This is a genomic window from Crinalium epipsammum PCC 9333, assembly GCF_000317495.1.
Classification (GTDB): Bacteria; Cyanobacteriota; Cyanobacteriia; order Cyanobacteriales; family PCC-9333; genus Crinalium; species Crinalium epipsammum.
The window spans coordinates 4,010,277-4,034,007 of record NC_019753.1; the positions used below are offsets into that span (position 1 = coordinate 4,010,277).

At 39.9% G+C, this 23,731-nt stretch carries 22 protein-coding genes, 1 pseudogene and 1 riboswitch; of the genes and pseudogenes, 15 read left to right on the forward strand and 8 right to left on the reverse strand.

All coding sequences use genetic code 11. The features are described 5' to 3' along the window. Window positions 1-64: 64 nt before the first annotated feature. Entirely contained in the window at window positions 65-1,267 is a 1,203-nt protein-coding gene (locus CRI9333_RS17510) for a hypothetical protein (protein WP_015204511.1), read from the reverse strand. 179 nt (window positions 1,268-1,446) lie between these two features. Here CRI9333_RS17510 and CRI9333_RS17515 point away from each other — a divergent pair, with 179 nt between their 5' ends. Next, on the forward strand, window positions 1,447-2,856 hold the full coding sequence (locus CRI9333_RS17515; RefSeq protein ID WP_015204512.1) for an ArnT family glycosyltransferase: 1,410 nt from the start codon (window positions 1,447-1,449) through the stop codon (window positions 2,854-2,856). Here CRI9333_RS17515 and CRI9333_RS17520 read toward each other — a convergent pair. Then, window positions 2,839-3,930 (reverse strand): hybrid sensor histidine kinase/response regulator, encoded by a 1,092-nt coding sequence (locus CRI9333_RS17520; protein ID WP_015204513.1) that lies wholly within the window; start codon window positions 3,928-3,930, stop codon window positions 2,839-2,841. The genes CRI9333_RS17515 and CRI9333_RS17520 overlap by 18 nt on opposite strands. A gap of 3 nt (window positions 3,931-3,933) precedes the next feature. Next, on the reverse strand, window positions 3,934-6,414 hold the full coding sequence (locus tag CRI9333_RS17525; protein WP_015204514.1) for a PAS domain S-box protein: 2,481 nt from the start codon (window positions 6,412-6,414) through the stop codon (window positions 3,934-3,936). Window positions 6,415-6,681: 267 nt separating this feature from the next. Between CRI9333_RS17525 and CRI9333_RS17530 the strand changes: the two genes are divergently transcribed. Beyond that, window positions 6,682-8,598 carry a chloride channel protein gene (locus tag CRI9333_RS17530; protein ID WP_015204515.1) on the forward strand — a complete coding sequence of 639 codons (1,917 nt, stop codon included), beginning with the start codon at window positions 6,682-6,684 and terminating at the stop codon, window positions 8,596-8,598. A gap of 116 nt (window positions 8,599-8,714) precedes the next feature. Here the strand turns inward: CRI9333_RS17530 and CRI9333_RS17535 are convergent, their stop codons facing one another. Next, window positions 8,715-9,110, reverse strand: a complete 396-nt coding sequence (locus CRI9333_RS17535; protein ID WP_015204516.1) for an AbrB family transcriptional regulator — start codon at window positions 9,108-9,110, stop codon at window positions 8,715-8,717. A gap of 298 nt (window positions 9,111-9,408) precedes the next feature. Here CRI9333_RS17535 and CRI9333_RS17540 point away from each other — a divergent pair, with 298 nt between their 5' ends. The 11 genes and pseudogenes from CRI9333_RS17540 to CRI9333_RS17585 all read left to right on the forward strand — a co-directional run. Beyond that, a complete protein-coding gene (locus CRI9333_RS17540) occupies window positions 9,409-9,852 on the forward strand; it encodes an Rrf2 family transcriptional regulator (RefSeq protein WP_015204517.1) in 444 nt (147 codons plus the stop codon). A 19-nt stretch (window positions 9,853-9,871) separates the two neighbouring features. Beyond that, window positions 9,872-10,270: a GFA family protein gene (locus tag CRI9333_RS17545; protein ID WP_015204518.1), complete on the forward strand. Its 399-nt coding sequence runs from the start codon at window positions 9,872-9,874 to the stop codon at window positions 10,268-10,270. 180 nt (window positions 10,271-10,450) lie between these two features. Then, window positions 10,451-11,425 (forward strand): adenosylcobinamide-phosphate synthase CbiB, encoded by a 975-nt coding sequence (gene cbiB / locus CRI9333_RS17550; protein WP_015204519.1) that lies wholly within the window; start codon window positions 10,451-10,453, stop codon window positions 11,423-11,425. Between the two features lie 70 nt (window positions 11,426-11,495). Beyond that, window positions 11,496-12,089: a peptidoglycan-binding domain-containing protein gene (locus CRI9333_RS17555; protein WP_015204520.1), complete on the forward strand. Its 594-nt coding sequence runs from the start codon at window positions 11,496-11,498 to the stop codon at window positions 12,087-12,089. A gap of 207 nt (window positions 12,090-12,296) precedes the next feature. Continuing rightward, on the forward strand, window positions 12,297-12,842 hold the full coding sequence (gene pyrR, locus CRI9333_RS17560) for a bifunctional pyr operon transcriptional regulator/uracil phosphoribosyltransferase PyrR (RefSeq protein ID WP_015204521.1): 546 nt from the start codon (window positions 12,297-12,299) through the stop codon (window positions 12,840-12,842). 82 nt (window positions 12,843-12,924) lie between these two features. Continuing rightward, window positions 12,925-13,965 (forward strand): type 2 isopentenyl-diphosphate Delta-isomerase, encoded by a 1,041-nt coding sequence (gene fni / locus CRI9333_RS17565; protein WP_015204522.1) that lies wholly within the window; start codon window positions 12,925-12,927, stop codon window positions 13,963-13,965. A gap of 132 nt (window positions 13,966-14,097) precedes the next feature. Then, window positions 14,098-15,915 (forward strand): signal peptide peptidase SppA, encoded by a 1,818-nt coding sequence (gene sppA / locus CRI9333_RS17570; protein ID WP_015204523.1) that lies wholly within the window; start codon window positions 14,098-14,100, stop codon window positions 15,913-15,915. 174 nt (window positions 15,916-16,089) lie between these two features. After that, the gene (locus CRI9333_RS17575) at window positions 16,090-16,287 is read left to right on the forward strand and encodes a hypothetical protein (protein WP_198013579.1); all 198 of its coding nucleotides are present in this window, start codon (window positions 16,090-16,092) and stop codon (window positions 16,285-16,287) included. Then, window positions 16,280-16,405: a hypothetical protein gene (locus CRI9333_RS28165; protein WP_015204525.1), complete on the forward strand. Its 126-nt coding sequence runs from the start codon at window positions 16,280-16,282 to the stop codon at window positions 16,403-16,405. Before CRI9333_RS17575 ends, CRI9333_RS28165 begins: the two co-directional genes overlap by 8 nt. A gap of 84 nt (window positions 16,406-16,489) precedes the next feature. Then, window positions 16,490-16,729: a hypothetical protein gene (locus CRI9333_RS17580; RefSeq protein WP_015204526.1), complete on the forward strand. Its 240-nt coding sequence runs from the start codon at window positions 16,490-16,492 to the stop codon at window positions 16,727-16,729. 244 nt (window positions 16,730-16,973) lie between these two features. Continuing rightward, a riboswitch (cyclic di-AMP (ydaO/yuaA leader) is annotated at window positions 16,974-17,141 on the forward strand. A 9-nt stretch (window positions 17,142-17,150) separates the two neighbouring features. Beyond that, a pseudogene (locus tag CRI9333_RS17585) lies at window positions 17,151-17,435 on the forward strand (ABC transporter ATP-binding protein); the annotation flags it as partial. A 132-nt stretch (window positions 17,436-17,567) separates the two neighbouring features. Here the strand turns inward: CRI9333_RS17585 and dapF are convergent. Further along, a complete protein-coding gene (gene dapF / locus CRI9333_RS17590) occupies window positions 17,568-18,428 on the reverse strand; it encodes a diaminopimelate epimerase (RefSeq protein WP_015204527.1) in 861 nt (286 codons plus the stop codon). 101 nt (window positions 18,429-18,529) lie between these two features. Here dapF and CRI9333_RS17595 point away from each other — a divergent pair, with 101 nt between their 5' ends. Beyond that, window positions 18,530-18,742, forward strand: coding sequence for an Hfq-related RNA-binding protein (locus tag CRI9333_RS17595; protein ID WP_015204528.1), 213 nt, complete (start codon window positions 18,530-18,532; stop codon window positions 18,740-18,742). A 37-nt stretch (window positions 18,743-18,779) separates the two neighbouring features. Here the strand turns inward: CRI9333_RS17595 and CRI9333_RS17600 are convergent, their stop codons facing one another. Together CRI9333_RS17600 and CRI9333_RS17605 are read right to left on the reverse strand one after the other, a co-directional pair. Continuing rightward, a complete protein-coding gene (locus CRI9333_RS17600) occupies window positions 18,780-20,150 on the reverse strand; it encodes a hypothetical protein (protein ID WP_015204529.1) in 1,371 nt (456 codons plus the stop codon). A gap of 72 nt (window positions 20,151-20,222) precedes the next feature. Continuing rightward, window positions 20,223-21,791 carry a cobyrinate a,c-diamide synthase gene (locus CRI9333_RS17605; RefSeq protein WP_015204530.1) on the reverse strand — a complete coding sequence of 523 codons (1,569 nt, stop codon included), beginning with the start codon at window positions 21,789-21,791 and terminating at the stop codon, window positions 20,223-20,225. Window positions 21,792-21,925: 134 nt separating this feature from the next. On the opposite strand from CRI9333_RS17605, the gene CRI9333_RS17610 reads away from it, so the two are divergent. Beyond that, the gene (locus CRI9333_RS17610; protein ID WP_015204531.1) at window positions 21,926-22,309 is read left to right on the forward strand and encodes a hypothetical protein; all 384 of its coding nucleotides are present in this window, start codon (window positions 21,926-21,928) and stop codon (window positions 22,307-22,309) included. A 262-nt stretch (window positions 22,310-22,571) separates the two neighbouring features. Here CRI9333_RS17610 and CRI9333_RS25085 read toward each other — a convergent pair whose 3' ends face one another. Continuing rightward, complete coding sequence (locus CRI9333_RS25085; RefSeq protein ID WP_198013580.1) at window positions 22,572-23,681, reverse strand: hypothetical protein; 1,110 nt, start codon at window positions 23,679-23,681, stop codon at window positions 22,572-22,574. Window positions 23,682-23,731 lie beyond the last annotated feature (50 nt).

Sequence of the window (23,731 nt, forward strand, 5' to 3'; positions counted from 1 at the left end):
CTTTGATTATAGTAGAGATGCGTCAGTGTTATTGGCGCGTCTCTAGATTCAAGACATTTTAATTTTACTTACTGACGCTAGGTTGATCCTTAGTGTAAGATACAGGTCTTGGTCCTGCGTTACGCACATTAGTTACTTTACCAAGTAAATCGAACCAAAAAGGCGCACCCATAGCAATAGCTAAACCACTCAACAACCAACCCACAACTACTCTTAAACTTTTTAAAAAGTTCCCGAAGTCAAATTTTAACTTAGTCAAGTCAGTTTTAGGCTTGAAGCCAAATTGTTGCTCAAAATTATTATCAGTCCAACCAAGGGGTAGGGATACATCGCCTAAAGTTTTATAAATTTGGTTTCTTATATCTGGATTATTATACAATGCAACTTGCTGGCTGGCACTGGTAGTAATAGCTGTACGCAAGGCTGTATCTTTTGATAGTCTACTAATGATGTGGAAAGTATCAGTATTAGTCAAAATTGCGATCGCAATCCCAATTAAAATAGCTACTCCTTTGGCGTTACGCTTATAAACCCCCGTAGCCCTATCCATTGAACGATCAAACCATGTTTCAACTTCTTTTCTCAACTGATTTACTTGCTCATCTATTTCCCCAACCTTATTTTGACTGCGCCGTGCTAAAACTTCCAAGCTCCTGAGTAAAGATTCAGGCACATTGTTAGACTCTTTATCTTTAAATAAATTTTCTAATTTTTCATCTATATCTCCATAAGTTTCTGCTAGTTTGCCGTAACTTTCGGTATCTTTATTTTGTATAGCTGTTCTTAATTCTCGATAAGAAGACAAAATTAGCCTTAAATCAGTTTTTAAATCTGGATTATTTTGGACTTTTTTAATTAAATGTGGAATTTTTAACTCGTCAAGTAATGTACTAGCAAACGTTTCTGACGGGATGTAAGAGGGAGCGCTACTTCTCTCAGAAATAAAGCCCTTACCTATTGATTTATTGTCTCCCTGAGATCTTTTGTCTACTCTTTCCTTTGCTTCGTGGTTAAGAGTATTAATCAAGGGATCATTATAAAGGGCTTTTACTAAATTTCTAGCTTTTTCAACTTGCTCATTTAAATGCTCATTTAAAGAATATTCACTTCCACCAGACAATAGGGATTCAATAGATTGTTCTAAATGTTTAGCTCTCCATTGGAGACGGGTAGCAATTAACTCTTGTATTTCAGCCGCTAACAAACTCAGAATTAAATAAATAAAAAACAAACCAATTACGATATCAAAAAATATCGGTAAATTCATGATAATGCTCCATTTTTTTGTCTGGATATTCGACAAAGTAAAATTTGCTTTTACCAGATGTTATAAAAGCATGAAAACAATTTACATTAAAAAATTAAATATAAAACCAAAAGAAAATGTTTTTTAGTACAATTTAACAATAATTAATGTTTAGGTAAATTTTTATTCAATACAGCAGTATGTACAATGCCAGCTTTGCACGGAGTCGCTTGAAAAAATGGATGCGTTGGTCTGATACCTGGATAGATCAATTATTAGTATTAGGATTACTATTGGCAGCGTTGCTACTCTTTACTATTAATCTTGGCATACCGCTAAGAGATTGGGATGAAGGTACTGTAGCCCAAGTTGCACGGGAGATTGCAAGTGCGCCAGTACAATCCTTAAAGTGGCTTTATCCCACGCTTGCAGGAGAACCTTATCTCAATAAACCGCCATTAATTCACATATTAATTGCTGCTAGTTATAAACTTTTTGGAATTAATGAGTGGAGTACGCGCTTATTCCCAGCTTCACTGACTGCTATTTCTATCCCATTACTATATGGGGTTGGGAGAGAAATTTTTAAAAGTCATACTCCAGCAATTTTTTCAGCGTTAATTTACTTAACGTTGTTACCAGTAGTAAGACATGGACGTTTAGCAATGCTAGATGGTTCAGTGTTGTGCTTTTTATTATTAATGATTTTGTGCGTGTTGCGATCGCGCCGTGACTTGCGTTGGTGTTTAGGTGCAGGAATCGCCTTTGGCTTAATTTGTCTTACTAAAGGGATAATGGGAGTATTATTAGGTGCGATCGCAGTTTTATTCCTACTCTGGGATACACCCAGACTCTTAACATCTTGGTTTTTTTGGTTAGGAATTATTCTAGGCAGTATCCCAGTAGTTGCTTGGTATACCGCCCAATGGTTACACTACGGACAACTATTTATTGGTACTGGTATTTTCAATCAATCTTTAGCACGTATTTGGCATCCTGTAGAAAATCATAGTGGAAAACCTTGGTATTACCTGCTAGAAATATTGAAATATACAGTGCCTTGGTTACTATTTTTTCCTTTAGGATGGCGACTAGCTTGGCAAAATCGTAACTACAGTTGGGGAAAATTAATCTTAGTGTGGAATATTAGTTATTTTGTTGTCATTTCAGTTATGGCTACAAAACTACCTTGGTATGTCTTGCCGATATATCCTGCGATCGCATTAGCTGGAGGTGCTAAACTCAGTGAAACCTGGCATGGTTGGGATAGTTTGCCACCTTCCCGAATTTGGATTATCAGTTTAGCTTTACTTGGTTTAGTTGCATTTGCTGGTAGCCTTTACTTTACCTTACTAGCAAATTCCATCAACTTACATTTACAGCTTGTGCTATTATCTGCGGCGCTAACATTTTTAATATCCGCAGTACTGTTAGCGCAAAAAGACTTGCAGTTTATCTTCGTGCTATTTTGGGGTACTTATGTCACCCTACTATTATTTATCACTTCTCCCCATTGGGTTTGGGAACTAGGCGAAGCATATCCAGTTAAACCTGTTGCTGCAATGATTCAACAGCACACACAAAAGAGTCAGTTAGTTTACAACTGGTAGCGTGACGGTAAACGTTGTACCGACCCCAAGTTCACTTTCTACAGCAATTTGACCGCCATGCAAATCTACACATTGTTTGACAATAGATAACCCTACCCCTGTACCTTGAATTTTTCTGGCATTAGATGCGCGATAGAAAGGCTGAAACAACTGCGCCTGGTTTTCTTGGGGGATACCTATACCCCAATCTTGGATGCGGAGGATAACAGTTTCATCTTTACAGTTGAGTTCAACGTTAATAGTGCCACCTTGAGGAGAATATTTAATGGCATTAGAAAGCAAATTACTCAGAATATAGCGCATCAATGTTTCATCTATGCAAGCATTGATGTTATTTGGACTGTTAAAGGTAATCAGATACTGCTCTCTAGCATTAAACTGTAATTGTTCAATCAATTCACCACAAAAATCTTTTAAATTTAGCTGAATTGGTTCAAATTCTAGCTTACCTGCCTCGGCTTTTTCTACCATTAAAACATCATTCATAAGTTGAACCATTTCAGTAATTGAGGTGTGAATTCGATTAAAATGTTTAATTTTCTTTTCATCCATGTAGTCTCGACAAAGAATCTCTAGCATATCGGTTGACAAACGGATAGTAGTCAGAGGTGTACGGAATTCATGAGAGGCAATAGAAATAAACTGAGATTTTAGTTCGTTGAGTTCCTGTTCTTTTTTTAATGCCTGACGCATTGTTTCTTCAGCTTGATGACGGGAAAGCGCAATTTCAATTGTTGTCTGTAGTGCTATTTCCTCAAACGGTTTCACCACATAGCCAAAAGGGGTGCTGATTTTTGCTCGTTGCAGGGTTGCTGCATCAGCATGGGCAGTTAGATACACGACTGGGATATTGAATTGCTTTATAATCGATCCCGCTTGTATACCATCCATACTGCCTTTAAGCCTAATATCCATTAGTACGAGATCCGGCTTACTTGTAGCAGCTTCTTGGATTGCTTCTTCTCCAGAAGAAACGACAGCAATAACGTCATACCCTAGCGTATTGAGGGTACTTTCAATATCGAAAGCTACAATTTCTTCATCTTCAACAACTAGAAGCTTGGTATAGGGCATAACTTAGTTATATTCTTGCTCGCTGGGGGTAGGAAATATAATTTGAAATGCAGTTCCCTGACTTGGATTAAGGTTAATGCTACCTCCTAGTTGCTTGGTTAATCTACAAACAAGCTGTAAGCCAAGGGATTGAGTTTTACGAAAGTCTAAATTTTGCGGTAAGCCAACCCCGTTATCACTAATGGTAAGGATAAAACTATTGCTCTGGCTGTGCTGAACAAGGCTAATATCAATTTCACCTGTTTGGCGATCTTTAAAGGCATATTTGAGGGAGTTGGAAACAAGTTCGTTAATAATTAATCCACAGGGAATAGCCATATCGACTTCTAAGTGAACTTTCTCTATGTTGAGCTTAAAAGCGATCGCCTGCTTGGAAGCGCCATACGAACGGGATAGCTCCTGAATGAGGGTTTGTATATATTCTAGAAAATCTATCTTCGCTAAATTATCAGATTGATAAAGTTTTTCGTGAATTAGTGCCATCGTCCGCACGCGGTTTTGGCTTTCTTGGAAAAGTTCGAGTACATCTGCATCCCGAATTTGCTTAGACTGCAACCGCAACAAGCTAGAAATAATTTGCAGGTTGTTTTTCACTCGATGGTGAACTTCTTTAAGCAGAGTTTCTTTTTCTTGCAGAGAAGCTTTGAGTTTGTCTTCTGCTTGTTTGCGTTCAGTGATGTCTGAGGCTAAACCATCGATCCGAACGGGTTTACCTGTATAGTCATAAACCAGCCAGCCTTTATTGTTTGCCCAGCGCACTTCACCATCGGCGCGGATAATGCGGTACTCGTGTTCTATACTTCCTGTCTCCAAGAGTTTTTTCATATAGTTCTCAACACTATCCTTGTCGTCTGGGTGAATAACTTCATGCCACAAGTACGGGTTATCGAAGAAGTCTTGACGAGAACGTGCATGAAGCTTTTCGCTGGCTGGATTCAGGTAAAGTATCTCAAAGGTATCATAGGCGATCGACCAAACAGCATCTTGAATTGAGTTCAAAATGCTGTTTAGTCGTGACTCGCTCTCAATAAGTGCTGCTTCTATTGCTTTATGAGCCGTAATATCGTGCATTACCAGCACTGCACCGAGTTTTTTCCCGTGACGATCGATAATTGCTTGTCCGCTAGCGAGTACGATGCGAACTTTCCCTTGTCTGGGAACGATGACCATTTCTACGTCACGAATCGTTTTTCCTTGCAATGCTTGATATAGCGGAATATCTTCCTTTTGCATCGGCGTACAGCCATCAGGTAAATACAAGTCATATAATTGCGCCCACTCTTCGGGTGGAAGTGGTTGTTGCGGCATTCCATGAAACTTTCGCGTAGCTCGATTAAATAAAGTCAAAATTCCATTTTCATCGCAAACCACAATCCCGTCGGATAAATTTTCTAGTAATGCTTTTAAAAATTCTCGTTCCTTATTTAAAGTCTCCTCTGCCTGCACTCTAGATCTCGCCTCAGTTTCTAGCTGCTCGATCGCCTGCTGCAATAAGACTGTGCGCTCTTGAACTTTAAGTTCTAGCGTTTCATTCGCCTGTTGCAGCGCTGCTTCTGCAAGTTTTTGAGCAGTGATGTCGGAAAATGAAGCCACTACGGCATAGGGTGTTGTCTCTCCAGGTAAGTACAACGGTTGGGAATTGATAGAGATCCAAGTTATTACCCCATCTGGCTTATGAACTCCCATCACTACATTTGAGCAAGGTTTACCAGTACGCAAAGTAAGCATTGCTGGGTAAGTTTCGCCAGGGAAAACAGAGCCATCAGAATCAACAGTGCGCCAGCGTGGATCGACAGAAGTCCGTCCGACAATTTGTTCAGCAGACAGTCCCAGGATACGTTCGGCGCTAGGATTGCAAGTAAGGATAGTACCATCAGCCTGGTGTAGTACAATTCCCTCTTGCATCGCCGTTACCACTGAACGATATCGTTCCTCACTTTCTTGTAAGGCTGACTGTGTAACTTGCTGCAATGCGATCATGCTTTCTAACTCAGTTACATGACGGCGTAACTCTAAAAGGTTTACGACTTGACGGCTTAAAGCTCTCAGTGCCTCAACTTGTTCTGCCCTGAGTTCTCTTGGTTTTGTGTCGATCGCACAAAGCGTACCAATGGCATTTCCGTCAGGCGTAATCAGGGGCGCACCCGCATAAAATCGCACGTGGGGATGATTCTGTACGACTAAGTTAATCGCAAACTGTTCATCCGCTAAGGTATCAGCTATCAGAAGAACATCGCCTTGCTCAATACAAATGCGGCAAAATCCTGCTACAAGGGGTAATTCTTTGACATTCAAACCAATATTTGATTTAAGCCATTGACGGTTTCCATCAATTAAATTGATTAAGGCGATCGGCGTTCCACAAACAAGCGTGGCTAAACGAGCGATATCGTCAAAAGCCGCTTCCGGTTCAGTATCGAGAATTTGATACTGATTAATGGCTACAAGGGGTGTAGCTTCATTCTTTAACGGTTGATTATTCATAAATTAAGAATCAAAGCTGATGCCAATTTTTTATATGTAAGATACGTTTGATCATCGGCTGCGAATTCAAAAGCTTTATACTTTTATTACCAAGTTGCACACAATTTTGCTGTTTTAGAAAGCAGATGTAGCTCTAATCTGAGCGATTTTGGCAATATCTCTAATGACAGATGACTTAGAGTTGTCGTAGCTATTAGTGATATATGACAATAAGAATCAAGTAACAAAAATTAAAATTTTTATTATTTTTCCTTCTACTGCCCCTCAATGACCGCAACTCCTCATTCTGAGGTGCTGCTGCCGCCATCTTCCGCCTCGGCATCACCTGCATCGCGTATTACTAGCACTCTCAATCAAATACAACCTTCCCCAGAAACAGTCGTCCTGCTACTAGCCATCTTAATAGGTGGCTTCACTGGTATGGGCGTTGTTACTTTTCACTACTTAATTAAGCTCATCCATAGCTTAATGCTAGAGGAACTGATGGGTGTTCTCTTCCATTGGGGTGCGTGGACATTAGCATTAGTACCCATAATTGGAGGAATTATCGTTGGGTTAATGCGTCTGGCTGCCCCTGATTTTGGCCCCAGTATGTCCACCCTAATTGCTGCCTTTCAAGGTATTCAGGAAATGTCGCCTCTGCGACCAGTCACCAAAATGGTCGCAGCTTCCGTTTCATTGGGAACTGGTGCGTCTTTGGGACCCGAAGGACCTAGCGTAGAAATTGGCGCAAGTTTTGGCGTACTACTTGGTCAAGTCTTACAAGTTTCTCGTGAACGCCAAAGATTACTTTTAGGGGCTGGCGCTGCTGCTGGTTTAGCTGCTGGATTTAATGCGCCTATTGCTGGAGTATTCTTTGCCTTAGAAGTAGTATTAGGAACTAGCTTTGCTACCTCAGCAGTTAGTGTTGTATTGCTATCGGCTGTCGTTGCATCTTTAATTGCTCAAATTGGTTTAGGTACACAACCAGCTTTTACCCTACCAGTATATGAAGTACGCAGTCCCCTAGAATTACCTCTCTACTTAGGATTAGGTGTATTAGCCAGCGTCGTATCAGTAGCCTACACTCAATCAATCAAATTCTCTCAACGTTGTTTTCGGGGAGAAGTACCTAGCTTTAAATGGTTGACTCTAATTCCTAGCGCGGCTCATCCTGTAATCGGTGGCGCGTGTGTAGGAATTGCCGCTTTATATGTTCCTCAAATTCTCGGTATCGGCTATGAAACTATTGAAGCTATGCTTCAAGATGTTGATTTTTCCTTGGGGTTACTGCTAACTCTGCTGGTAATCAAGTTAATTATGACCGCAATTAGCCTTGGTAGTGGCTTAGTTGGCGGGGTATTTGCACCAGCAATGTTTTTAGGTTCCTCATTAGGTGCGGCTTATGGCAAAGTTTTAGCAGCTTTAATACCAGTAGGCATGATTAATATTGCTGCACCGCCAGCTTATGCAATGGTAGGAATGGCAGCCGTCCTTGCGGGTAGTGCCAAAGCACCCTTGACAGCAATTTTATTAATGTTTGAACTAACTAGAGACTACCGAATTGTTTTACCATTGATGGCGGCAGTCGGTTTAAGTATTTGGTTGGTAGAGCGACTAAAGCCAGCACAAAGTCAGGGAAAAAATCTGCAACAGATTGGTATTAATGTCGAAAAAGACCAAAATCAGGAGATTTTGAAGCAAATTCCCGTAGGCGATGCTATGTATCTCCCCGCTATCATGCTAGATAGTCAAATGCCTGTATTGGAAGCAGGTGTAGCTTTAACAAACAGCCGCAGTCGTAGTGCTTTAGTGATTAATGATACTGAGCAGCTAATTGGCATTGTCACTTTACAAGATATTAATCGCGCAATTGCTCTTTCGGAACGGGCATCACGCTCTGAATTAGATTCACCAAAAGATGATTTAATCTATCAGCTAATTGCTGATATTTGCACAACTAATTTACTATATGCCTACTATGATGAGCCGATAGCTGACGCTTTAGACCGGATGGCTGCTAGAGGACTTCATCAACTACCAGTTGTTGATAGAGACAACCCGCAGGAAGTTTTAGGTGTCTTAGAACAGGAAGGAATTGATTTAGCTTATAGTGTTGCTGTCACGCGCAAGGCTTTGCGTAGTTATATATCAACTACAACAGTAACAAAAGTAAATTTACCGACTCTCAAGCAAACTGCTTAAAGCTTGAGAATCGGTTTTAAGTCATAGAAAATTAGCCTTGCCTGTATAGGCATGGCATTTTTCTGTTTTAAATTATTGAAGACCACGCTTAAGATTTAATTCTGAGCGAATCAGAATTATTCTTCGATAGCTTCGCCGTCGCCATCTAATTGTTTGAGATGAATGTGCTTTCTTCCTAAAGTGATTTCAAACTCATCACCTGGTTGTAAGCCCATTTGTTTGGTGTAAGCAGAACCAATCAATAGGTTGCCATTAGATTGCACACTAATCCGGTAGCTGGCACTACGACCGCCACGCCCTTGTCCATTTTGTTTGCTGTCTAACTGAATTCCTTCGGCATCAATTAATGCGTTCAAGAATTTCATCATGTTGACGCGCTCTACACCGTTTTTGGTGACGGTATAGTAGCCACAGGCTCTTGCTTTTTCTTCTTTACTGAGGTTGCCCAGTTCTTTGACTTTTTTGGTCAGTTCTTCACCCGCAAGCGGGTCAATTTTTTTCTTTTTATTCATCAACTTGAATGTAAAACTAATCAGTCAAGTGGTATTTGTGCATTTTTATTGGGATGACAGTCAAGCTTTGAACAGCTAATGTCAACTTGTTAGTGGCACATAAACTATATTACACGCATATACTAAATTTTGTTGACTATTTTTGTTAAAAATAGCATCTTTATTTAAATAGTTAGAAATTTGTGATTGCCTAGAGGTTGTAAATAACTGATGTCAGAAGGAAAACTCAAGTTAATCACACCATCGAGTCATAAAAATGAGAAATACTTACTACCTACGAGAGGCTTATCTATATTGAATGAAACTTACAACCCGTGGACACTATAGTGTTAAGGCACTTTTAGATCTCAGTCTCCAGCCTAATTATGGTCCAACTTCAGTCAAGGCGATCGCATCTCGTCAAGATTTACCTGCACCTTATTTAGAAAAGCTACTGATAGAAATGCGCCGTGCTGGTTTAGTACAATCAATTCGAGGTTCCCAAGGTGGATATCAACTCGCCCGTGAACCTATAAACATTTCTCTAGGACAAATTCTAGAAGCAGTAGGCGAAACAATTGAACCACTTAAGAGCCAAACACCAGATGCTAATCTAGCAGGAGACTGGGTAACATTTACTTTATGGCGGCGTTTGCATCAAAAACTCAAAGAGGCGTTGTACAGTATCACTCTGGCAGACCTTTACTATGATGCTCGCAGTTGGCAAGCTTCTCAAGGTGAGACGACAAGTTTTGTTGTATAAATATTTTTTGAAATAAACTATGACACAAGTAAAAGAACCTGTTACTTATGAAGGCGGTTGTCACTGTGGCGCTGTCCGCTTTCGGGTAATTGTTGACAAGCAGCAAGCAACTGATTGTAACTGCTCTATATGTACAAAAAAGGGATTCTTACACTTGATTGTGCAGTGCGATCGCTTTACTTTACTACAAGGTGATGATGCTTTAACCACGTATACATTTAATACAGGTATCGCTAAACACACTTTTTGTCGCATCTGTGGAATTCACTCTTTTTATCGTCCCCGTTCTCATCCCGATGCAATTGATGTAAATATTCGCTGTTTGGATGAGAATGTGATTGATCAATTTGACATTCAACCCTTTGATGGCAGGAATTGGGAAAAAAATATTGACTCGTTGCACTCAAATTCAATTTAGGAGTCAGAATTCAGGAGTCAGGAGTCAGGAGTCAGAATTCAGAATAAAACTTACCCAAAACAATAAGCGGGCAAGATGCCCGCACTATTTATGCTGTCAAGGCAAGTTAATTTATCCTATATCTATATATAGTGTGACCAACCAATCACCAGTTACCAATTACCAATCACCAAACCGAGAATGCAACTCAGTATTAATACTACAGTTTTAATTTTGGCAGCGAGTTTGGATTACATTATTGGTGATCCTTGGGGATGGACTCACCCAGTTCAAGTTATGGGTTGGTTCATTAGTAATTTTTCCCAGGTGGCGATTAAATATATATCTAGTCCGCTATTAAAACGGTTAGCTGGTATCTACCTGGGAATAGTACTAATTGTTGGTAGTGGACTAATAGGTTGGTTAATAGTGCAACTAGCTAACTGGGTACATCCATTATTAGGTATTGCTATCAGCAGCATTTTACTAGCTAGTTGTTTTGCAGGTCGTTCTCTAAGAGCAGCAGCAGAGGATGTTTTGCAACCATTAGCAACAAATGATTTAACTGAGGCGCGTTCTCGGTTAAGTAAATATGTTGGTCGTGATACTGAAAATCTCTCTACATCAGAAATTCTTCGTGCTGTCTTAGAAACAGTTACAGAAAATGCCACTGATGGGGTAATGGCTCCGCTATTCTATGCGATTCTCGGAGCTTGTTTACCAGGAGTGGGTAGCGTAGCATTAGCTTTAGCTTACAAAGCTGCTAGTACTTTAGATTCGATGGTTGGCTACCGAGATGAACCATACACTGATTTAGGTTGGTTCAGTGCTAAGTTTGAGGATATGCTGACTTGGCTACCTTGCCGATTAACTGTAATTACTTTGGCGCTGATGAGTGGCAAACCAAGGCAAGTTTGGAGTATTTGTAGCCGTGATGCTATTAAAGATCCTAGCCCCAATTCTGGTTGGAGTGAGTGTGCTTATGCAGCAGTTCTCGGTGTGCAGGTAGGGGGGGATAACTATTATAGAGGAGTTATTAAGCATAAACCTTTGTTGGGGGATGCGACGAGTGCGATCGCGCCAGCATCTATTCACCAAGCTTTGCGCCTAACCCGCTATTGCTTTCTCCTCTGGTTGGGAATAACCACTATATTGTTACTTATTGCATCCTATTAAAAAAAATATCTAGCAAATCAACGGCTCAACCAGATAAGGTAGGCTAAGATTGAAATAATTTGGCAAAAAAATGATGGAAACGTTTGCCTATCTACATATTGCTACTGCATACGAAGAATCTCTGGTTAGATCGCAGGCAGAAGAATGTCAACTGCGGTTGTTAGAGAAGTTGAAGGGGAAAAAACTTTCAACAAAAATACTGTTACTATTTTTGGCTTTTAACTGGTTTGGGCTAAATTTAGCGAGTGGGGTTCAAGCACTGGAAAGAGGCGATCGCGGAGCCGAAGTAAGGGATCTCCAAACTCGTCTAAATGCTGCTGGCTATTATCAAGGAAAAATTACGGGATACTATGGTCGGTTAACTGAAGCAGCAGTCAAAAGATTTCAAAAAGCTAAAAAACTACCAGTTGTAGGCAAAGCTGGCGAAAAGACTTATGCAGCACTGCGATCGAGTGAAGGTATTGTAGCTAGACAACCAAATCGTAGCAGCACAACAGTAGCTCAAATTCAAAGAAGATTAATCGCCCAAGGTTATGATGCTGGAAAAGTTGACGGTATCTATGGAGCCAAAACACGGGCTGCGGTTAAAAGATTTCAGCAAGATCATGGATTAATTGCGGATGGAATTGTTGGCTCTGCAACAAATGCAGTTTTAGCAACTTGAATACAATACCAAAAATATTACTTTCTTCTCGCTTAAAGAATACCTATTTTTATAACCGCCAAGACGCAAAGAACGCCAAGGAAGAGGAAGAATACAATCGGTAATCTTGAGCGTGGGAAGGGAGTAATCACCTTACCCTAATTCTCCCCGCAATTCGGGGAGGGAATATTATTTCAATACAGTCTTTATGATTTTTGAAAAATAATTATGCCTGCAATTGTTGTAGAAATCCTTTCCTCAGACGAAATACGTCGGACAATTACCCGTCTATCATCTCAAATTATTGAGAAGTCAAGAGATTTATCTCAATTGGTGCTACTTGGTGTTTACACTAGAGGCGTTTCCGTAGCACATTTATTAGCGCGTCAAATAGAAGCACTTGAACAAGTAAAAGTGCCTGTGGGAGCAGTGGATATTACTTTTTATCGGGATGATCTCGATCAGATAGGTGTGCGAACACCTGCAAAAACCGATATTCCCTTTGATTTGAGTGGCAAGACGGTGGTACTGGTAGATGATGTTATTTATAAAGGGCGTACAATTCGCGCAGCTTTAAATGCAGTACTTGAATATGGTAGACCTGATGCAATTTGGTTGGCTGTTTTAGTAGATCGAGGACATCGTGAGTTACCAATTCATCCCAATTTTACTGGCAAGCAGCTACCTACATCTAAGGAAGAACAGGTAAAAGTTTATTTGCAAGATGTTGATGGACGTGATTGTGTCGAATTAATTAGAACAATTAACAATTAACAATTAACAATTAACAATTAACAATGAGCAAGGACTAATGACCAATCACCAATCACCAATCACCAATCACCACTAACTGAAGATGATACTACCTGTAAACTCAACAACTCAAAGGCGTAAGGCAGATCATATTAGAATTTGTCTGGATGAAGATGTTAATTTTCGGCAGACTACAAATGGATTGGAACGTTACCGATTTCAGCACTGCTGTTTACCAGAACTAGATCGTAGTGAGATTGATCTCGGTAGTTCTTTTTTAGGAAAATACTTAGGTGCGCCTCTGCTGATTTCTTCCATGACTGGGGGAACAGATCTTGCTAAAACAATTAACTATCGTCTTGCTGAGGTGGCACAGCAGTATAAACTAGCTATGGGTGTTGGTTCCCAACGGGTAGCGGTGGAAAATCCCCAACTTGCAGATACTTTTGCAGTGCGATCGCTCTGTCCTAATATTCTGTTATTTGCTAACTTGGGTGCTGTTCAACTCAATTATGACTATGGTTTAGATCAATGTCGCCGTGTAGTGGAACTTTTAGAAGCAGATGCCTTAATTTTGCATCTCAATCCACTGCAAGAGTGCATTCAACCTCAAGGCGACACAAATTTTAAAGGCTTGCTTGACAAAATCAATATTTTATGCTATAAATTATCAGTACCTGTCATCGCTAAAGAGGTCGGTAATGGGATCTCAGCAACTATGGCACAACGCTTAATCAATGCTGGAGTTAGCGCCATTGATGTTGCGGGTGCAGGTGGTACATCATGGGCAAAAGTTGAAGGTGAACGAGCATCTGATGCTGTAGTGCAACAGTTAGGTAAAACTTTTGCTGACTGGGGAATACCGACAGCAGAATGTATTACAAGTATTCGGGCGATCGCACCCAATATACCATTAATTGCTTCTGGGGGATTGCGAAATGGTTTGGAAGTTGCCAAAGCGATCGCGCTAGGGGCAGATATTGCTGGTTTAGCAATGCCATTCCTCAAAGCTGCCAATGAATCAGCAGATGCCCTAGACTCCTTAGTACAGCTATTAATTGCAGAAATCACCACTGTTTTATTTTGTACTGGCAACGCCACTTTATCCCAACTCAAAAAATCCGATTGCTTACAACACAATTAACAATTATCAATTACCATACAACTAGAGCGTTTCCGCTTAAAATAAAGAATAATTGTGGGATTTTCCATAACTCAATGCACGGGGAAATCTTCTAAAAATTGATAATTGATTATTGTTCATTGTTAATTGACCATGCGTGATTTTTTTAAACAAAGCTTTGCTAGTTTAGTTGGTACTCTTGCAGGTTTATTCCTGTTTTGTAGTTTAGGAACTGTTGGGTTAGTTGTTCTACTAATTGCAGCCAGTTCTAAATCTGATGCGCCAATAGTTAAAGATAAGTCAGTATTAGTTTTTGATTTGTCTACCAATATTACTGATAGTAAGTCTAGAGGTAGTACTAGCGAAGCAATTAGCGAGGCGCTATCTGGTGATGACAATAATAGTGTCACTCTGCGGACTGTGCTTCAGGCTTTAGATAAAGCTAGTAAAGACAAAAAAATTGTCGCTTTATATTTAGATGGTAGCAGTAGTGAAACAGGTAATGAAACAGGCTTTGCTACTTTAAAAGAAGTGCGACAAGCACTAGAACGTTTTCGGGCATCTGGAAAAAAAATTATTGCCTACAATGTAGATTTAGAAAAGCGTGAGTATTATCTTAGTTCTGTGGCGGATACAATTGTTATTAACCCAATGGGAGTTATGGAACTCAATGGTTTGAGTTCCCAAACCATGTTTTTAGCTGGTGCGTTTCAAAAGTATGGTGTTGGGATTCAGGTATTACGGGTTGGTAAGTTTAAATCAGCAGTAGAACCATATATCCGCACACAGTTTAGTCCAGAAAGTAAGTTACAAACGCAAGTATTGTTAAACGATCTGTGGAGTGAATTTATAGGTGCAACTGCTAAAAGCCGTAAATTAAATACTAAAGAGTTACAGGCGATCGCAGATTCTCAAGGTTCTTTATCTGCACAGGAAGCAAAATCGCGTCGTTTAGTGGATAAAGTAGCATACCAGGATGAAGTTGTTGCTGAACTGAAAAAACTTACTGATAATACCAAAGAAGAGCAATCCTTCCCTAAAATTAGCATGAGCAGTTATGCTAATGCTTATAATAAGGATGTAGATAAGAGTTCATCCGATAACAAAATTGCTGTGATTTATGCTGAAGGCGAAATTGTTGACGGTGAAGGTAGTTCTGGTAGTATAGGAGGCGATCGCCTTGCCAAACAAATGCGGGAACTGCGACTTGATGAAGATGTTAAAGCGGTAGTTTTACGAGTTAATAGTCCTGGTGGAAGTGCTACAGCATCTGATGTAATTCAGCGAGAAGTTCGACTTACTCAGAAAGTTAAACCTGTAATTGTTTCTATGGGCGATGTCGCCGCATCTGGTGGTTATTGGATTTCTACCTATTCCAATCGAATTTTTGCAGAACCAAATACGATCACGGGTTCAATAGGTGTCTTTGGGCTACTATTAAATGTCCAGAAACTTGCTAAAAACAATGGTATTAGCTGGGATAGTGTGAAAACAAGTAAATTGGCTGGTATTGAAACTGTTGCCCGTCCCAGAACACCCCAAGAGCTAGCAATTTCTCAGCGATTTGTTAACCAAGTTTATAATCAATTTCTCGACAAAGTATCAGAATCTCGGAAACTGCCTAAACCTAAAGTAGCCGAAATTGCTCAAGGTCGCGTTTGGTCAGGTAAACAGGCTCTGAAATTGGGATTAGTAGATCAATTAGGTGGTCTTGACGCAGCGATTAATTATGCTGCTAAACAGGCAAAGTTAGGTAAGGATTGGGAAATAGAAGATTATCCCAAATCACGCAGTTTTGAAGAACAAATTTTTAAGACATTCTTAGGAGAAGAAAGTGCTAAACAGCAGCAGACAGCAGATCCTTTAACAGTAGAATTGAACAAATTAAAGTCAGAATTAGATCTGCTTAAAGTAATGAATGATCCCAGAGGCATTTATGCTCGTTTGCCATTTAACATAAAGATTGATTAAGGTTTAAAAGTGCTACAAATATTTGATGTAGAGACGTACAAGGGTACGTCTCTACACTGGCTTTTACTGAATCTTAATTATCGCTGGTATATTGATATTCAGTAGTTGGAGCAACCTGTAGAGCTAATTAGGAGAACAATAGGAATACGAGTAACTGTAGCAAGCAATGGCAGGTTGTTAGTCAATTTTCCTACAGATATGCCTGTAGGAGAGTATAATTCTGTCCTCGTAATGGAAGAGCAACCAATTCAAAGCCACACTCCAACTTCTGTAGAAAATGCCCAAGCTCTTTTTAGACAGTATGCTCCTGCTAGTAGAAAACTTTCTGAAGAGTTGATTCAAGAGCGCAGGGAGGAGGCTTTAGGTGAGTGAAGTTGTTGTAGATGCCTCTGCTGTTTTGGCATTACTTAATCAAGAAATTAGAAACTTATACTTAGTCAACTTTAGGGGTAAATTAGGTAATATTCGCCATCCCCATCCAGAAACTTAGGTGAAAATACGGTTTTATTCCTATACTAGCAAGGTAAATTGGATTACAAAGCAACTGTAATTTAGTTAATTTACTCATCTACCTATGAACGGAAAAACTAACCGCTTTATTCTGCTGATTGTCGCCTGTAGTGCTGCTGGTGTACTTGTTGGAGGCACTGCTAGCTGGGCAGAAAGTACTCAATGTATGCAAGCTGAATTACCAACAAGTAATTGCTTAATACAAAATCCCATCAGTAAAACTTTTGAAGGGATGAGTGTTGGCTTAATCGCAGGGGCTAGTGCAGCCGTTGGTGCTACATTACAAATGAAACAAGAAGAATAGAGGTATTATCTGATACTTGCCTCATCTTTATAAGTATTTATATTAGTTATCTTTAACCTTGTAGTTTCGTTCCCAGATTCAACCTGGGAACGAATTTAAACTTATACAGACCTCAGCAAATAGAAAAGCTGATTGCTAACTGCTATACCTAAAAGCGATAATTGCGATCGCCCTCACTCTTCACTCTCAAGACAGATTCCTTGACAAGCGTCAACTTATGTAGTAGATTTTCAAGAAATTAGCAGAATCAAGTCAGCCTAGTCCAAAATATTCACCAGCTTGGTGAACAAGGAGCGGGGGAACCATATTAAGGGGCTTATTTCTGAAATGTTCTTTGATTAAAAGACACAGAAAGGGACATCTCTCAGCCCTAGCCCGTCAGCTAACTCCGTAGGCATTGAGAGGAGACTGAAGAGTAAAACTTGTTGCACTAACTCGCGGAAAATTGCAACGCCAAGTTTTAGATATTTGGGAAAACCACCGCCAAGCAGTAATGATGATTACCCATGATGTAGATGAAGCTATTTATGTGTCAGATAAAATTGTGCTGATGACTAATGGCCCTGCTGCTACAATTGGGGAAATATTGGAAGTTCCGTTTGAACATCCGCGCGATCGCGCTGCTATTCGCGCATCTCAAGAGTATTTTGAACTGCGTAATCACGCGCTGAATTTTTTAGATCGCTATTTTGATCAAGAAGATTAAGCTACCTTCGTTATCATTTGTAGGTTGGGTTAAGCGCAGCGCAACCCAACCCAAACCCTGATCTTAATAATTGTTGGGTTTCACTTCATTTAACCCAACCTACTAGCGTGGCTAAACGCTAAAAGCTAACTGCTACAAAACACCTGTAAAGACTTGTTCCGCAGCGCCAGTCATATAAACCCGTTGATCAATTTCTGACCATTCAATTTCTAAGCAACCCCCAGGGAGTTCGACTGTAGCACGCCTATCGCATTTTCCATTCAACACCCCCGCAACCACAGTCGCACACGCACCTGTACCACAAGCTAAAGTAATACCAGCGCCTCGTTCCCACACCCGCATTTTCAGATAATCTGGTCGTACTACCTCAATAAACTCTGTATTGGTACGTTGTGGGAAAACTGCATGATGCTCAAACAAAGTTCCGATAGTTTCTAAACTAATAGCAGCAACATCATCTACAAATGTTAGACAATGGGGATTACCCATACTCACGCAAGTAACTAACCAAGTTTTTCCAGCTACATCTAGGGGTTGATTAATAACTTTTTGATCTGCTGGAGCCAAAGTTGTAGGGATTTCTGATGCTGTAAGCTGGGGTAAACCCATATCTACTGTCACCAGACCATTATTTTCGAGTTTGGGTGTGATTACACCAGCCAGAGTATGTATCTTATAAGAACGAGGGGTAATATTATTCGGATCTGAGCTAATATCTTGAGCTTCTAAGTCAGCTATAAATTTAGCTAAACAGCGAATGCCATTACCACACATTTCCGGTTCTGAACCATCTGAGTTAAAAATCCTCATAGAATAGTCGTTACCGTTTTGTCCTGGTAAAGCAAAGATCACACCATCAGCACCGATCCCGAAATGGCGATCGCACAACTGTATAGCTTGATCTGGCGTTAAAGAAGGCTCAGACGAGGCACGATTATCAATCAGAATAAAATCATTACCCAGCCCATGATACTTTGTAAATTTAACAGTCATCACCGATCTCCGTTATTTGCTATTAGATAGGTTATACCTGCAAACTTTTCACTTAACAAATCACAATCATCAAATTTTAGGAAAAAATAGAAGATTTGCTTATGTCTGAAATGGATACCAATTTACCCAGCACCCGTCAAGTTCAAAACTTCATTAAAGATAAAAAAGAAGTTGAAGTGAAACTGCTAACTAATGATTTATTAAAAGGTAGAGTTATTTGGCAGGATACAGATTGCTTGTGTCTAGCTGACGATTCCACACAAACTACCTTGATTTGGCGACAAGCGATCGCTTTTATCAAAATCAGACCGTAAGGAATGTAGAGACACGCCATAGCGGTCTCTACTGCTTTTAGTAAACTCCATGCAATGCCGCTTTACGAGTATCAAAAAGTTGTGCAACTGATTCAGTGAGTGCAGCAACTATATCTGGATGGCAATCTTTTAAAAAGTCTTCAGCTTCAATATCACCTTTAAAAAACTCTTTAGCTCTAACCAGCAAGCTTTGACTTTGCTCAAAGCCTACAGACTGGATAATAAATGTAGCTAATGGCGAATTTTTTAAATCATAAGCTGATTCTTGACTCCTACCTTTATCTAATAACTCAAATACTTCATTTTCTATACTATTTTCTGCTTTGAAACTGCTATCAACTGACGGTAAATAATGTTCTAATCCTGCTACCTTTTGCCCATAAGCAGGCAATTCACCCATCATAGTTGAAATAGGGATATCCAGACCAATTCGGCAGGACAAGGCTTCTAAAAGAGCAATTGTAGTTAACTTGATTCCTAAATAAAGCTTCGCAACTTCTAAGTTTTTTTTAGTTCGAGCAATCAACTCAGCAAAACTTTCATCATCTGGATATCCCTGAAATTGATTAAAAACAACTTCAGGCTTAAGGAAGCTGATAAAACCTTCCATTTTTTGCAAGGATGTCCTGTAACCACGTACAGTGTAAGAATTAGGATTAATTAGCTGGTGGTTAGTTTCAGGTAAAAGATTCCATGTATTATCAAGAAAATGGGCAGAATGTTCAGTAGAAAAATTTTCTACATCTCGGTTACTTAACCGCACTGCTCGCTTAACTGATTCTACAATTTCCGCATCTTTCAATCCTAAGTTAAACTGATGATTAGCTGCAACTAAACGCTGATATAAAATCTCGCTGCAAGTTAAACCTGTTGATGACTTAGAGCGAAAAGGAATTGTGGCTTCAATACAAGTTAATATTTCAGCAATTGCACTCGGTTTTAGAAAAGGTTCCAAAGACTTAGCAGCAATAACAGCACTTAAAAATTCATTCTGCCCTGCAAATGGAGAGAGCGCTTGATTAGGAGCAAAGCCAAATATTGCCGCCGCAAGCTCAAACATTTGATCTTTAGGCAGTTCATCTTCTGAAAGTATAACTAACTCGCCACGGACTTCTTTAATAAAAGGAGCGATATGACGGCTAATATTAATACTCACACCTTGATCGACTTGCACATAAACTAAGTCGTGGAATAAAGCTGCCAATACTTCAACCGCATCTCCTGACTCACCCACCTCGAAAATATGTTCGGGGGTATGGAAATAGCGCCAAGGACCAGCCATTGTTGCGATAATCAGTTCTGCTATTCTTTCAAGTTGATCAGACTCAACTTGACCTTCTAATTCCTTAATTGCCCAGATTAAATTATCTAAGCATCGCTGTTGATAAACCGCAAGCTCCACTTCCACGCTTATAACCTCCCTTAACAATTAACAATGACCAGCGTTTATATTAAGTTTATTTCCACCCAGCTATTTAAGTTATGTAATGGCGTTGAATTGCCACTGATAGCAGTGTTGCCAAAAGCGCAGGGGAATTTGTGGATTAGCACCAAAATGAAGATGCACGTATGAAGCATGAAGCTGATGCAGGCTCCACCCTTCTATTGTGGCTGAAGTATGGGCAGAATAGCTATGTAGATTATATAAAGGCTGAGTAGGTGTTTTAGATAAAAAAGAGCGATGAAACTCATGTCCCCAAACGGTTGCACTCTTTGATAAGAGTGGACTATCTTGAAGTGCGATCGCTATTCTATATCCTAAACTAAGGCGACAACTCATAACGGCAGTGGTAGGCAACACCCCTACCATTGGATATGACTGCTGCTCAAAGTTTACAATATCCTCACACAAATACATTAACCCGCCACACTCGGCATAAGTAGGCATTCCAGCTAAGATAGCTTTCTTAACTGTGTCTTTTGCTGAGGTATTATTAGATAGTTCTTGGGCAAATACTTCAGGAAACCCACCCCCAAAATACATTCCCTGCACATTTTCAGGTAATTCTGTATCGGTTAAGGGACTCCAAAAAATTAGTTCTGCGCCTAGATTTTTTAACTGATCTAAGTTGTCTTGGTAATAAAAATTAAACGCGCGATCGCGTGCAACTGCAATGCGTACTCCTTCCATATTTTTCAGAGAATTTTGGAGAGGCTGCAAAATGCGATTATGTTTATCTGGGTTTACCCCACCCCAACCCCTCCCCGAAATTCGGGGAGGGGCTATAGAAGGAATTTCATCTTGGTTTTGAGGTGAGTTAGTTTCTGCTTTTAATAGTGGTAATAATAGTTCCCAGTTAAAGCAAGTTTCGCCCAAGTAAGCTAGTTTGTCGATCAAACTATCTAACTCGGCAATCTCACCTGTGGGTACTAAACCTAGATGGCGATCAGGTATATTTATATTATCCTGCCGTCGGAAAGTTCCTAAAATCGGTAGGTGTGAAGGTTCTAAAGCGTCTTGTAGTAATTCTAAATGGCGATCGCTTCCAACCCGATTTAATACTACACCTGCAATTTTGAGGCGGGGATCAAAGGAAAGATAACCGTGTGCGATCGCAGCAACCGAACCCGATAACCGACTGCAATCTATTACTAAAACTACAGGTAAACTTAATAAACGCGCAATATGAGCCGTACTTGCAAAATCAGTAAGTATTTGGTGATTAGCGATGGGATGGGAATTTATTTGATTTGTCGCGCCATCATTATCCAAATTCAACTCAAAATTATTCTTCCCAGTCCCCAGTCTCCAGTCCCCAGTCACCTTTACCCCATCAAATAAACCCATCACACCCTCTACTAAGGCGTAATCTACACTTTGAATGTGGCGAGTAAAACACTGCTGTACATAATCTTCTGAGGTTAGTACCGGATCTAAATTCCGACTAGCACCCCCTGTAACATACTGATGGAACATAGGATCAATATAATCAGGACCAACCTTAAAAGATTGCACCTGCAAACCCCGACGCTGCAAACACGCCAGCATCGCCAGGGTAATAGTTGTCTTGCCTACTCCACTACGTTCACCCGCAATTACTAACGCCATCAGTTGATTAAAGGTATTGTGAGTAGATTATTTTAGCTATCTTTAACAACAACAGATTAGTTCACCAACCGAAATATCTTAAAGTTTAATATTATAGCAGAAAATAAAATTTCAAAGTTTCTTTAGGAAGTGATATGAAATTGCTGCCAGTTCAGATTGCCATTCAGGTTTGTTCAATTTTGGGAATGATAGTAGCACTGGGGATCTTAATTTATGCAGGTGGCGGATTAGCATCTTTGTTGAGTGGGTTTACCATCTGGTTACTGCTACCCTATATGGTATTTTCATTAATGGGTATTTTCGCTAACAAACGTACTGAAGCAATCATTATTTTGATTACATCCCTAGTGGCATTTGGTTGGGGAACTTACTTTTACATAGATGCTTTTTTTATCAACACTGACCCTCAGAGCGGATTAGCATTTCTTTTCGTTCCTCTCTATCAACTTGTCCTGGTAATACTAATGGGAATAATTTCTGGCTTAGTTCGCTTTATACACACCCGATTCATTTCCTAAATGGGCAGTCATTAAGAGGGTTTCACTAGCGGATTTTGTATTTGTAAAAATATATCAGATCTAATATCTTCTATCATTTCATTCTTTTTATCAAGCTTAGTTATAGTTGACTATTGCAACAGTAGATATTGCAATTCGTGCTTATTCAGTTAGCGTAATTTTTAATATCTAAAATATTACCCTGTCCGTCGGTTGTAGCAGGACAAGGGATAGGATTTTACCTTTAATTAGGTTGACCTACTTATACTGTTGGGGTGAGTTTTTACCTTTGTCCGCTTGTTGCCGCACGGATAATACGTGGGTTGGTAATCTTGCCTGCTGAGTCAAGAGTATATTCAATAATTGCACCAGAATTATCTTGCACTTGACGAACAATCTGCCCAACCGTGTTTCTAGTTTCACTCAATACCCGCAAGGAAGCTAGATTACCTACTACTCTCTGATTTAGCAATCCACCAGTATTATTAGCTGTGCGTTCAACTATGTTACCTGTGGAGTCAATGGTGCGCTGTACTGTTTGACCTAGTGTATTTACTGTTTGGCTGAGTAAACCTCCTGGCTGTGTAACATTATTCAATGTTTGCCCAACTGTGCCAACTGTTTGACTAACTACGCCACCTGGTTGCAAGGCGGTATTTGCTACATTTCCAACTGTCCCAACTGTTTGACTAACTACACCACCTGGTTGCAAGGCGGTATTTGCTACATTTCCAACTGTCCCAACTGTGTTATCAACTGTTTGTAACAGACGTTCTAGAATTTGGGGATTACGATCAATAGTTGTGAGGGTGCGGTCAATAATTCTGGCAACATTTTCTAAGCGCACTTTTAAAAGTAGTTGGGCTTTTACCCCTTTAATATCGAGATCAACTTTATCAATACTGACATCAGCACCCGCCGTTAGCTGCAACAAATTTGCTAGTCTGGCATCAAGGGAAATATGAGCGCGTAAATTTTCTACAACTAATTTAATTTGTTCTACTGATAAATTCGGAACATCTAGCAGGACATCAGGCTCATTAGTACTTGATTGTTGCGATCTCACTGGTTGATTTGGTGTAGAATTTACAGGCGCAACAGGTGGTACTGTGGAGGGACGCTGTTGTGCTATTAACTGAGATTCTAATTGTTTAAGTAACTCTAGTTTACCCTCTGTTGTTCTAGGAATAGGAATAGGGGGTAGGGCAGTATTAATAGCTAATTGGTTAGATGAAATAGAATTAATTGGTAAGTTGTTTTGTAATAATGAATTAGCAATTTCTGGTTGTTCAGTATTTAAAATAGAATGATCTATTTTTTGCTGTGCAGTAGCAGGTATTGCAGCAGCCAAGATGAATGCGATCGCAGTACTTATGTACGGTATTTTTCTCACTGCTTTTTCCTTCCCCCACATTTGCGTTAATTAATCCTCAGTTGCATCAG